The following is a 12510-nucleotide window of genomic DNA, read 5'->3' as shown; positions in this document are numbered from 1 at the left end:
AGGAGCTTTTATGGAGAGAAGCAAGCGTGTTAGACGTAAAAAATTAAAAAAATATCAATTGAGTTTGTTCATTATTGGTTTGGTTGTCTTAGGAGTGATTCTTTGTTTTTTGATTGTTCCGCGGGTCACAGGGATGTTAGAAAGAGGTGATGGGAAATTTGTTCAGGAGAATGGAGCGACTTATTATATTTCTGGTAAGGAAAAATTGAAAGGGATGCAGACGATTTCGGGAGAAAAATATGATTTTGATTTGGAAACAGGAGCGATGAAAACTGGTTTTCAAACGGTAAATGGAAAGACTGTTTATTTTGACTTATCGACTGGAAAGATGGAGACTGGACTGCATGAGATTAACGGTTATTACTATTATTTTGAATCAGATGGTACGGATAATGTGCTGAAGGCTTACGAAGCAGTGGCAAAAACACTTGATAGTGGTAATTCATCTATTGAGGGAGCGATAAGTAAAGGGTTAAAGTTAGTGGGAAATAGTCCTTATGTTTATGGTGGAGGCCGGACAGATGCTAGTGTCGCAAAAAATGAGTTTGATTGTTCAAGTTTTGTGGCTTATATGTATCGTAAGGCGGGACTGCCTTTAGTTTATCAATATGCAGCCTCAACGACTTTGTTGGCTGAAACTGGAACAGCTATTGGCTGGTCGAATAAGAGTAGGGGAGATTTATTGGTCACGGCAAATAATGCTTCTGAAGATGAGCAGCACGTTGCGATTTATCTGGGAGATGGATTCATTTTGCATGACTCAACGAGTACAAATGGGGTAGCTGTGAGCCGACTAAATGAGATAATAAATGAGAAAGTTTTAGGTGATATGACTTGGTCTGAACTTTTTGAAAGTGGTACAGTAAGACGTGAAATTTAGTGTTATTGATGCTATCAATTAGAAGTGAGTGAAAAAAGATAAATCTCTCCATGAAACTCCGTGTCTCTCCGAGATTTTCTATCTCCGTGCTTTCAGCACTATGCTTCTTGACGGTGTTGCTCACATCTTGGTATAATATACTCATGGATAAAATTTTGCTTGAGTTTTGGTATGATACTCCTCTGGGACGGATGTTGTCTTTGTCAGATGATGGGGCTTTGTATTTGTTAGAATTTGAACATCGTAAGTTTTTGGATAGAGAGATTGAACGGTTAAAAAAGCGACTTTCTGCCAAAATTGAATATGGAGAGACAAATATTTCTAAACAGCTTGCAAGAGAGTTGGATGGATATTTTCAAGGAAAACTGGAAGTTTTTACGGTTCCTTTTGAGTTAGTTGGAACAGAGTTTCAAAAGCTAGTGTGGCAGGAGGTTTTAAAGATTCCTAGTGGTGAGCGCTGGACTTACAAAGCGATTGCGGAGAAAATCAATAAACCACAGGCGAGTTTTGCCGTGGGTGCGGCAAATGGTGCGAATCAACTGGCACTTATTGTACCTTGTCATCGTTTAGTCAGAACAGATGGTGAGTTAGCAGGATATGCTGGAGGTCTTGATAAAAAAAGATGGTTATTAAATCATGAAAGTGAGTTCAAAAATGAAAGAAAAATTTAAATTATCAGTGGAACGAGATACTGATGGAAAAATTATCGAAGTGTTTTTTGATGATGAACATGAAGTTGTTTCTTACGAACAGTTGTCAGCACTGACAGAAAAGTTAAAGGATTCTGTCAGCACTGACGAAACAAATGATGCTGATTTTCGATTGACTTTTGGAACAGAATTTCAACAAAAAGTGTGGTTAGAACTTCCCAAAATTCCAGCTGGAACAACAATTACTTATCAGGAAATGGCTGAACGTGTAGGGTCAAAAGGCGCTCAACAAGCTGTTGGACAGGCATTAGCGCGGAATCCGCTACCTGTGATTTTGCCTTGTCATCGAGTGACAAGAAAAGACGGTACGCTTGGGGGATTTATGGGAAAAGATAATCGTCAAGATATTAAAGCTTCTATTTTGGAATATGAGAAATCACTGACAAAATCATACTGACAGAAAACGGTCAGTATTTTTTTTGACGGAAAATTCTGTCAGTTCAATGCGATTGAATTGAGCATTGAATAAACCAGATAGAGGAAATATCAGCTGGTCTGATATTTCTGTCAGTATACTGACAGATTGGGCGTTGTTATGGTACAATATAACTTATGAAAAAAATACTTTCACTTGTCATTATTGCGGTTGGCATTTTGTTGGACCAACTTTTTAAACACTGGGTTGTCACGAATATTCCTTTGGGACATGTTAAAAAATTTTTACCTGGAGTTATGAGTTTGACTTATCTTCAGAATAATGGAGCAGCTTGGTCTTCGTTTGAGGGGCAGCAATGGTTTTTTCTGATTTTGACACCACTTGTATTGATTGTAGCTGCTTATTTTTTGTGGAAAAAAATGGAGCAAAATTGGTACTTTTTTGGTCTGACTTTGATTATTTCAGGTGCTTTAGGAAATTTCATTGACCGTGTTCGCCAAGGATTTGTCGTAGATATGTTTCAAACAGATTTTATGAATTTTCCAATTTTTAATATTGCTGACAGTCTTTTGTCAGTAGGTTTTGTTATCTTGTTTGTCGCTATTTTGCTTGATAAAGATGAAAAAACAAATCGATAGAACTGACAAAATCCTGTCAGTTGAACGTGATTGAATTGAGCGTGAAATCGGCGGATAGAAGAATGCTGAGCGTAGCTCAGCATTCTGTCAGTATACTGACAGGATTCATTTTCCAAAAGAAAGAGAAAAATTTGACAAAAGTAATTATCAAAGAAGAAAATAATCTGCTTCGTCTTGACAAAGCGCTCGCTCATCAAACAGAGCTTTCAAGAACGCTTGTCACGGAGATGATTCGTAGTGAAAAAATGACAGTCAATGGAAAGATAACAAAGGCAAAATATAAAGTAAAAACAGGAGATATTGTTGAGTTTGAACTTCCTCCTGTACAAGAGCTAGATATTGTTGCTGAGGATATTCCACTTGAAATTGTTTATGAAGACAGCGATGTTGCAGTTGTAAACAAACCTCAAGGGATGGTCGTTCATCCGGCGGCTGGACATAGTAGTGGGACGCTTGTCAATGCAATCATGTATGGGATTCGTGATCTATCGAGTATTAATGGAGTTATTCGTCCAGGAATTGTGCATCGCATTGACAAAGACACAAGCGGTCTTCTGATGATTGCTAAAAATGACAAGGCTCATGAATCATTAGCCAAACAATTGAAAGATAAGTCAAGTAAACGGCGTTATCTCGCAATTGTTCATGGCGAGTTTGATAATAATCGTGGAACAATTGAAGCACCAATAGGACGTCATCCAAAAGACAGGAAAAAACAAGCGGTAGTTGCTGGTGGCAAACCAGCTGTGACTCATTTTGAAGTTTTGGAACGTTTTCATGGATATACACTTGTCGCATTGCGTTTGGAAACAGGGCGGACACATCAGATTCGTGTACATATGAATTATATCGGTCATCCTGTTGCTGGGGATCCTTTATACGGTCCAAAACAAACACTTACACCTAATCACGGTCAATTTCTCCATGCTGAAACATTGGGATTTGAGCATCCGACAACAGGAGAAAATTTAGAATTTCAAGTTGCGGTACCAGAGATATTTGAAAAACAACTTAAAAAATTAAGAGAGCAAGGTTGACTTGCTCTCTTTTTATGACATTGACAATTGAAGTGATTACTTCATCAATGGGAGATTCTTTCTCTCCCATTGATGTTAGGGTACAACCTCTAGGTGTAACAACTAAGCGACCTGTACGCAGCTGAAGCTGCAACAGTCTGCTTAACATCAAAGATATGAGGTCACACCTCCGCTCCGCTTCGTTATCCATTCGCTCTAAGCGACTAAAGTCGCAAGGCGAAGTCACCCTGCCCTGAAGTCTAAGCGCTAAAGCGCCAAGACCCTAGGGCAGTAGAACGAAAGCAAAGCTTGCCATTTCGCCTTATCGCTTTGCCTTTTGCTCTTGCTGCTTTAGCAGTTAAGCAAAAGGACAGCGGAGCAACGAAGTTGCGGAGACCGTTCGTAGAACGGCGTGCAGAGCACGTAGCGAGAATCGACAGCGCAGTGAAACGGAGATAGAGCGAATGGACAGCGTAGCCCAAAGGGCGAAGATAGCAGACACCTGCTTGGTTAAAATTATGATAAACTCTCATAAAATCTTCACCAATCCTCCATCAAAAATTAGTATGCTAATATGTTAAAATGGAAATATGGAAAATAAAAAAACGAATATTATCAAGAAAAAACTCTGGTTTATTGTTTTTGGAGCAGCTTTTTTAGTTGCAAATGGAATAGCAGTTGCTTTAACAACAAAATGGGAAGCCAATCAATGGGGAGGGTTATTACTCGGAAATATTATTTTTTTAATTACAGTTTTTTATTTAGTAGGTATTTTTAAACTGACAAAGCGGTTATTTTCCACTGATTATTCTGTCAGTTCAATGCGCCCAACGCAAGCCATTGAATCGGTGGATAAAAGAACTGTCGTAGACAGTTCTGTCAGTTCAATGCGCCCAACGCGAGCCATTGAATCGGTGGATAAAAGAACTGTCGTAGACAGTTCTGTCAGTTCAATGCGCCCAACGCAAGCCATTGAATCGGTAGATAAAAGAACTGTCGTAGACAGTTCTGTCAGTATACTGACAGAAAATAAAGTAGATAAATTTTATCGTATCAGTTTTTGGGGGCTGGCTGTCATTACTTTTGCTCTTCCATTTCTGTTTATGATTCATGTACCTGATAGTCCGCACGCTTGGGATTATTTTGTAATTTTTAATTCAACAACAGAATTACAAGGTCATTCCTTTGCTAGTCTGCCAAACACAGCTTCCAGATTAGGATATTTTTTACGATATCCGAATAATCAGTTTTTAGGAATTCTATTCAATCGTTTTTTTGCACCTTTTGCTGACAATCTCCAACTAAAAGTTTGGGCAGTGACAGCTGTATCAGCATTGTTTACATCAGTGGGAATAAGCAGTACTTCTCTGCTGGTCAAAAGTTTAAGTGGCAAAAGACAAGCTCTTCTTTACAATTTTGTAGCTGTTGGTTTCATTCCTTTTTATTTTTACGGAGCTCAGCTTTATAGTGATACACTGACACTACCTCTCGTTGCACTTGCAGCACTATTTTTCATCTATGCGGTAAAATCAAGTCGCTTATCCAAACAAATTTTATGGTATTTTTTTGCAAGCTTAATCGGAGTAATCGGCTATGAGTTTAAGCCAACTGCAGTGATTGTTATTATTGCTGGATTTTTCTTTCTTGCAGTTAATAAAAAATGGAAGCAGCTTCTCATTGTTTTACCTCTATTTATTGTTTTATTTGCAGGAGGACATGAGTTAGTAAAAACAACAATTGCAAGTGAGCCTGCATTTTCCGAACAAGCCAATGAGCGACATAATTTGCCATTGATGCATTGGATTGCGATGTCATGGTCACCCACCAATAAAACAGGAGGATTTAATAAAAAAATCCGTCTTTACTCAGAATCTTTCCCCACATATGAAGCAAAAAAAGAAGCGGATACTCAGCTTTTTCTCAACAATATCAAAAAAATGGGACCGATAGGAATTATTAGACAGATTGGTAGAAAACTTGGCTACACCTGGACTTTCAGTGACTTGAACAGTTCTTACTATACTTATTATCATGAAAATCAGATTGTTCATCGCTACTTCGATTATCTTGACATAGGAGCAAATCATGAAGGAAATGTCACAGGTTGGTTCATGTTAAAAGCCGCTCAAACATTGTATTGGATTGCACTAGTCGTTCTAATGTGGAAAGAAATCTGGTCTCTACTTGCACACAAGAAAAATTGGAAAAATCCATGGTTTGTGCCAGCCTTATCTGTTGTAGGATTAAGTATCTTTCTTATTCTTTGGGAAGCAAATTCACGCTATCTCTACCACTTTGCTCCACTCATGATTGCTTTAGCCACGGTAAATCTAGTAAAAATAGTTTCTAAATCCAAAACTCATAATAATATTCCAACGGAAAATTGAAGATAAATTAATAGAATCACAAACATTCAAGAAAGGAACAGTTATGACAACGATTTTATATATGGTCATTCCTTGTTACAATGAAGAATTAGTCATTGATGAAACATCAAAACGGTTGAAAGAAAAATATAGTCAACTGATAGAAAATGAAAAAATTAGCCCCAAAAGCCGTATTGTGTACGTTAACGATGGCTCAAAAGATAAGACTTGGGAAAAAATTCAAGAAAAGCATAATGAAGATTCGGTATTTAGTGGAATCAATCTTTCAAGAAATCGAGGCCATCAAAATGCTCTATTAGCGGGATTAATGACAGTTAAAGCATTCTGCGACTGTGCAATTTCAATGGATGCAGATCTTCAAGATGATATTGACACGATTGATGCAATGATTGAAAAGTTTGAAGATGAAGCTTGTGATATTGTTTATGGTGTGCGAGATAATCGGGATACTGACACCGTTTTTAAACGCAGAACGGCAGGAGCTTTTTATAAGACAATGGAACTTTTAGGGAGTCAAAGTATTCCCAACCATGCCGACTTTAGGTTGATGTCTAGGCGAGCCTTAGAAGGATTATCACAATTTCCAGAAGAAAATCTTTTTTTGCGAGGTTTGGTCCCATTAGTGGGATATAAATCAGCTGTTGTTTATTACAAACGTGGTGAGCGTTTTGCTGGTGAGAGTAAATATCCACTTAAAAAAATGCTTAGCTTTGCAGTAGATGGAATTACTTCGACATCGGCCACACCAATGCGATTTATTTTATGGATAGGTTTCTTTTTCTTTATTTTTGCTATCATTGGAGCAATCTACATTGTTGGTAGACATTTTATCGGAGCGCCTGATGTATCAGGCTGGGCCTCTACCATGATTGCTATTATTGGATTTGGTGGATTAAATCTCCTTGCAGTTGGAATTATCGGTGAATACATCGGAAAAATATTCATTGAAGTAAAACATCGTCCACGTTACATCATTGAAGAATTTATTAATCAAGAAGAAAATAATAAAGACTAGTATTACTTAAATTTGCTCAATAACCTACATTTTTCTCTGATAATTTATCATAAAATTCTCTTTAAAACCTGTTTTTAAGTCTCTTTTTTCTGGTAGAATAAAGTGATAAAAATAATATGATGGGAAAAATAAAGATGATACAAGAAAAACATATAAGCAATTATGAGTGGAATAAAGTGCCAGCAGTTGGTCTACTTTTCTGGATAGCAAAACTTATTTCGACAGGTATGGGGAGTCGGTGTCTGATGCGTCCAACAGTATATTAAAAGGAATGTTTGGAGGCAATCAAGTGATTGGGGCCATATTGACTATTCTTTGGTCAGGAGGTTTGTTTGGAGTATTCTTATTTAAGCAAAAATGCGCAAAAAGATATCGTCCAATTTATTACTGGGAGCCGTTGCGCTTTTAGCAGTTTTTGGTACAGTAATTGCAGATTCTCTGACAGCTGCTTTGGGTGTTCCAATCATTTATCTTGTAGGTATTACGACAGTGTTAATGGGGCTGTGTTTCTTTCTGTGGTATCGTGCAACCAAAAATTTATCCATTCATCAAATTAGAAATTCAAAAAGAGAAACTTATTATTGGATAACAGTAGCAGTGAGTTTTGCACTCGGAACTTTGATGGGGACTGGATGGGAGACCATTCAACTTTTGATTTAGGTCTTGGTTATCTGAATGCAGGTTATGTCTTAGGTGCAATTTTTCTTGGGTTATTAGCATACCGCTTGATGGGACATCCTCGTGAAAATGGAGTAATGGAAATTTTGACCTTTTGGATAGCTTATGTTTTGACACGCCCTATTGGAGCAAGTTTCTCAGATTATTTCTGTTATCGTTGGGATAATGGGTTATTAGGTAATCGAGAGATGTCAATGATTTTCATTGTTTTATTTACTAGTGTATTAGTGGCGATTATTGTAAAATATATCCGTGAAAAATATGTAGCTCTTGCTTATCCCACAGAGTGATATTTATTTCTAAGCAACCGAACTCAGTTATAACAAAATAGCCACAATTTGAATTAAAGCTTTCAATCGGAGCAATCTTGCTTCGACTTTTTATTTAATAAGTAGTTGTCAAGCCTTTTCAATGGAAATATTTATGAAAAAATATCATAAAAATCCAATTGAAAGCGTGTAGTTTCAAAAAAATCTCTGGTGTATATTTGATTTATCAAATAAGAAAGAGGTCAAGAGAAATGCTTGATAAAAGTTTTAAATGGAACAAAGTTCCGATGATTGGATTATTTTTTTGGTTACTAAAATTAGTTTCAACAGGGCAAGGAGAATCCATATCTGACTGGAGTAGTCAGCTTTTTGGCCAACAAAATCAGATAATCGGAGCAACCTTCACAGTTGGGTGGTCGCTTATACTTTTTGGTGTCTTTATTTATATGCAAATTCATTCAGAAAAATATCGTCCAATATTTTACTGGCTCTCTGTTGCATTACTTGCCGTATTTGGTACGATTCTTGCGGATGGGCTGTCAGGAGTTTTAGGAATCTCTCATCTCTTTACTACATTAATCTTTGCTGCTGGTATGGTATTTTCGTTTTTAGTTTGGTATTTTCTAACAAAAAGTTTATCAATTCATAAAATTACGACGCTTAAAGCAGAGTTGTGCTATTGGGTAACAGTTATGTTTAGCTTTGCGATGGGGACTGCTTTGGGAGATTGGTTTGCGGATACAAAAGGGGGATATAATCCTGATCCATTTGGACTTGGTTTAGGGTTACTCAATACGGGATTAATTCTTGGGCTTATATTTTTGATTGTGATTGCCTATCGCTATTTTGCTCAACCTAGACAAAATTCTATTAGCGAAATTTTAACATTCTGGATTGCTTATATCCTTACCCGCCCTATTGGAGCTAGTTTTGCGGATTATTTTGGATATGATTGGCGTGGAGGATTTTTAGGAAATAAGGGAATGTCGGGGATTTGGTTGGTAATTTTTATAACTTTGATGGTGATTACAATCGTTAAACATAAGAAACGTGAGAGAGTGGAAGAAGGAGATTGAGAGTTGAGAACTATCGTTTTTATTGAACAATACTCAATTATTCTATTTTGACGCGGACAATTGGTTGCTGAAATGTTAGAATGCATAGTAAGGGGAAATAGATAATAAGAATTAGCTTTCTGAGAATCTATCATAAAATTTTCAGGAAAATCTTGTAGTATGTAGCATACTCTTCTGATAAAATAAGCTTTGGAATAAAACAAATGAGGAAGTATTAATGAAGTATCATGTATTAGTTGTTGAAGATGAGAGAAGTATTTCAGATTATGTAAAAAAAGAATTGACTTTTGAAGATTATCAAGTAACAGCAGCTTTTGATGGTGAAGAAGCGCTTGAACTTTTTGAGAAGGCTCAACCAGCGATAGATGTAGTGTTATTGGATTGGATGATTCCAAAATTAGATGGTTTAACCGTTCTAAGACGGATGAAAAAAATTCAGCCCAATACACCAGTTATATTTCTTACTGCGCGTGATTATGTTGGGGATAAAGTTGCTGGCTTGGATGCTGGTGCGGATGACTATATCACGAAACCTTTTGAGATTGAGGAGTTGTTGGCTCGGTTGAGGCTGATTTTTAGAAAATGGTCAACGGTAAGAACGACAGTTTATGCAGTAGAACATTTGAAAGTAGATACTTCGGCTCATACTGCCTGGGTATCAGGAGAGTCTATTAATTTGACACAACGCGAATTTGCTTTATTGACGTATTTTTTAGAACATCAAGGTGTTGCAATAAGTCGAGCAGATATTTTAGATGATGTTTGGGGCATGGATTTTGACGGTCAGGAAAATACAGTAGATGCCTATGTTCGCTATTTAAGGTCAAAAATTGATTTGGATGATGAACCGTCATTAATCGAAACGGTGCGTGGTGTGGGATATCGACTTCGGAGTGATACGTTTGAGAGTTGAAGTGATTACTGTATTGGTGGGGATTCTTTCTCCCCACCAATGTCAGGGCACGACCTCTAGGTGTAACAACTAAGCGACCTGTACGCAGCTAAAGTTGAAACAGTCTGCTTAATATCAAAGATATGAGGTCACACCTCCGCTTCGCTTCGTTATCCATTCGCTCTAAGCGACTAAAGTCGCAAGGCGAAGTGGTCCTGTCCCTGGAGTCTATCTTGCTTTGCTCCGCTGTCGATTTTGCTAAGTTGCTAAAGCAACAAGCTCAAATCGCAATCGCTAAAGCGCTGAGACCCTAGGGCAGTAGAACGAAAGCAGAGCTTGCCATTTCGCCTTATCGCTTTGCCTTTTGCTCTTACTGCTTTAGCAGTTAAGCAAACCGAAGTTGCGTAGACCGTTCGTAGAACGGCGTGTGAAACACGTAGCACCGTAGCGAACCATTTCGCCTTGCTGCTTTAGCAGCTTAGAGCGAATGGATACCCGTGGTGCATCGACAACGTAGCCCGAAGGGCGGTAAGTTAAACAGTGTTACAACAAATTGGTCCTAGTGTGAGAACTGGAAAAGATGAGAAGCGAGAGGAAAATGGATGAGAAAATTAAATATGAGAGCTGGATGGCTTGATGCAAGTTTTGATATTGTAGTTTTGTTCAAAAGCCTGTTTGCTTTATTGGAGGTAATTGGTGGAGTAGCTTTGTTTTTGGTTCCAATGACGGTGCTTAGAAGCTTGCTTAATCAGTTGGCAAAAGAAGCCCCTTTACCAGTTTTAGTTCAGTTATTTAATCATACGGCACAAAATTTGACAAATGATATGACATTATTTGCAGTAATCTATTTACTTGCTCACGGTTTGCTTAAATTAGTTTCTTTGGCTTTGTTGTGGAAGAGAGTGCTTTGGGCATATCCTTTGTCACTGGTTTTACTCTCTAGCTTCATTGGGTATCAAATGGCTGAATTCTCTAAGACTGGGGCGTGGTCAATGATTGCATTAACTGTGATTGATTTGCTTATGATGGTTTTGACCTTGCTCGAATATAAAAAGTTGAGTGGAAATTTTCAAAATTTGAAAAAGTCTTATGAAAGGATTTCACAAATGAAGAAAACTATTGAAAACTATAACCTTGCTATTGTAGTGTTTAATATTATTGTTCTTGTAGCAGTGTTTGTGAGTGTGCGTTTTGTTGTTTAATCATTTAAAAATGAACAGAAAAAAAATAGTTAATAATAAATCAAAGACAAGTGCTAGTTTAATCACTAAAGTGTCCACTCGGATTTTCTTGATATTTACTCTCTTAAATGTGCTAGTTATTTCTGCTGTTGTTGCTTTCAGCAGTTTACAAATTCGTGAGTCGGAGGGAGCTTCTATATTGAGCTCTGTTCATGAAGCGGCTCAAAACGGAAATATTAACTGGAAAGAATTTGAGCTTGGTGAAGAAGATGGAGAGCGCTCTGATTTTATTCGAGTGACTCGTCCATCGGGAACTGTTGATGAAAGTCATGGTACAACTCAATTTTTAAAGAGCAGAAGTTTGCGCTGGGGCTATTTTAGTTTGTCGGATGACGATGTTTTTTGGTATAGTTCGGTCACTTCTCATGGGATAAAAACGGAGTTGTGGCTTGATATTACTATTGTGTTGAATATGGTTTTGCGGACAATTGTGGCAATTGTTATCACGATGCTTGTTGTCTATTTTGGTGCAATGATTGCTTTGAAGCGCTCTGCAAAACGAATTAGTCAACCTATTGAAGCGCTTGCTAAGGCAACAGATATGGAAAAAAGTGAACTTATTGTTCCTGATTTTCCAGTGGAAGTGGAGCGACTAGCAAAGAGTTTTAATCAACTTTTAGGAAGACTTAATCAAAAGATTGAGCAAGAGCAGCAATTTGTATCAGATGCTTCACATGAGTTGAGGACGCCAGTTGCAGCGATTCGTGGTCATGTCACGCTTTTAAAACGGCGTTGGCGTGAACATCCAGAAATTGTTGAAGATTCACTGAATTATATTGATGAAGAATCTTTACGGATGAAGCGAATGATTGAAGAATTATTGACAATATCACGAGGGAATCATTTTAGTATGGAAAATGAAATATTTGATTTAAGCAAATTTACTGACAGAACTGTGAAAGAAATTCAACCTGCGCTGACACAGAAAATTATTTTTGAAAATGATCTATCATTTTCTGTCAGTGCTGACAGAGCAGCCATTCAAAAAATTCTCGTTGCATTTTTGGAAAATGCAGGAAAATATTCATCCGCTGACAGTAAAATTATTGTTCGATTGAGAGAACAAGGCGATAGTATCGATCTGTCAGTAGCTGATGAAGGGATAGGAATTGCTGACGAAGAAAAAGAAAAGATTTTTGAACGTTTCTATCGCGTTGATAAGTCAAGGTCAAGTGAAATTCCTGGGACTGGTCTAGGACTTGCGATTGCTAAACAATATGCTGAGGCTTGTGGAGCATGGATTTTTGTGTCTGACAATTTACCACAGGGTTCTGTTTTTCACCTTGTTTTTGGACCAAAATGAAGTCAAGACTTATTCAGTGGGAGTTTCGT

At 37.5% G+C, this 12510-nt stretch carries 14 protein-coding genes; 13 read left to right on the top strand and 1 reads right to left on the bottom strand.

From position 1 onward, the window contains the following. The first annotated feature begins 10 nt into the window (after positions 1–10). The 3 genes from FLP15_RS09525 to FLP15_RS09515 all read left to right on the top strand — a co-directional run bounded on the left by FLP15_RS09525 (position 11) and on the right by FLP15_RS09515 (position 1987). Positions 11–880 (top strand): C40 family peptidase, encoded by an 870-nt coding sequence (locus FLP15_RS09525; RefSeq protein ID WP_142766922.1) that lies wholly within the window; start codon positions 11–13, stop codon positions 878–880. Positions 881–1023: 143 nt separating this feature from the next. After that, on the top strand, positions 1024–1551 hold the full coding sequence (locus FLP15_RS09520; RefSeq protein WP_190288286.1) for a methylated-DNA--[protein]-cysteine S-methyltransferase: 528 nt from the start codon (positions 1024–1026) through the stop codon (positions 1549–1551). Further along, complete coding sequence (locus FLP15_RS09515; RefSeq protein ID WP_142766920.1) at positions 1535–1987, top strand: methylated-DNA--[protein]-cysteine S-methyltransferase; 453 nt, start codon at positions 1535–1537, stop codon at positions 1985–1987. Before FLP15_RS09520 ends, FLP15_RS09515 begins: the two co-directional genes overlap by 17 nt. Here the strand turns inward: FLP15_RS09515 and FLP15_RS12780 are convergent. After that, positions 1979–2134, bottom strand: a complete 156-nt coding sequence (locus FLP15_RS12780; RefSeq protein WP_190288285.1) for a hypothetical protein — start codon at positions 2132–2134, stop codon at positions 1979–1981. The two genes, FLP15_RS09515 and FLP15_RS12780, sit on opposite strands and share 9 nt — an antisense overlap. A gap of 8 nt (positions 2135–2142) precedes the next feature. Here FLP15_RS12780 and lspA point away from each other — a divergent pair, with 8 nt between their 5' ends. The 10 genes from lspA to FLP15_RS09470 all read left to right on the top strand — a co-directional run bounded on the left by lspA (position 2143) and on the right by FLP15_RS09470 (position 12481). Next, complete coding sequence (gene lspA, locus FLP15_RS09510) at positions 2143–2604, top strand: signal peptidase II (RefSeq protein WP_142766919.1); 462 nt, start codon at positions 2143–2145, stop codon at positions 2602–2604. Between the two features lie 131 nt (positions 2605–2735). After that, positions 2736–3641, top strand: a complete 906-nt coding sequence (locus FLP15_RS09505) for an RluA family pseudouridine synthase (RefSeq protein ID WP_142767492.1) — start codon at positions 2736–2738, stop codon at positions 3639–3641. 569 nt (positions 3642–4210) lie between these two features. Next, positions 4211–6007 carry a glycosyltransferase family 39 protein gene (locus FLP15_RS09500; protein ID WP_223804613.1) on the top strand — a complete coding sequence of 599 codons (1797 nt, stop codon included), beginning with the start codon at positions 4211–4213 and terminating at the stop codon, positions 6005–6007. Positions 6008–6050: 43 nt separating this feature from the next. Next, positions 6051–7022, top strand: a complete 972-nt coding sequence (locus FLP15_RS09495) for a glycosyltransferase family 2 protein (protein WP_142766918.1) — start codon at positions 6051–6053, stop codon at positions 7020–7022. Between the two features lie 357 nt (positions 7023–7379). Continuing rightward, positions 7380–7682 (top strand): COG4705 family protein, encoded by a 303-nt coding sequence (locus tag FLP15_RS13210; RefSeq protein ID WP_223804612.1) that lies wholly within the window; start codon positions 7380–7382, stop codon positions 7680–7682. Further along, positions 7655–7990: a COG4705 family protein gene (locus FLP15_RS13205; RefSeq protein WP_223804611.1), complete on the top strand. Its 336-nt coding sequence runs from the start codon at positions 7655–7657 to the stop codon at positions 7988–7990. The genes FLP15_RS13210 and FLP15_RS13205 overlap by 28 nt, the downstream gene beginning before the upstream one ends. 230 nt (positions 7991–8220) lie before the next feature. Next, complete coding sequence (locus FLP15_RS09485) at positions 8221–9045, top strand: COG4705 family protein (protein WP_142766917.1); 825 nt, start codon at positions 8221–8223, stop codon at positions 9043–9045. Positions 9046–9262: 217 nt separating this feature from the next. Further along, complete coding sequence (locus FLP15_RS09480) at positions 9263–9958, top strand: response regulator transcription factor (RefSeq protein WP_142766916.1); 696 nt, start codon at positions 9263–9265, stop codon at positions 9956–9958. A 581-nt stretch (positions 9959–10539) separates the two neighbouring features. Then, on the top strand, positions 10540–11139 hold the full coding sequence (locus tag FLP15_RS09475; protein ID WP_142766915.1) for a DUF2127 domain-containing protein: 600 nt from the start codon (positions 10540–10542) through the stop codon (positions 11137–11139). 10 nt (positions 11140–11149) lie between these two features. Continuing rightward, a complete protein-coding gene (locus FLP15_RS09470) occupies positions 11150–12481 on the top strand; it encodes a sensor histidine kinase (protein WP_223804610.1) in 1332 nt (443 codons plus the stop codon). Positions 12482–12510: the final 29 nt, after the last annotated feature.

The sequence above is a fragment of the Lactococcus protaetiae genome (genome assembly GCF_006965445.1).
Lineage (GTDB): Bacteria > Bacillota > Bacilli > Lactobacillales > Streptococcaceae > Lactococcus > Lactococcus protaetiae.
This window is presented reverse-complemented; position numbering and strand designations above follow the sequence as displayed.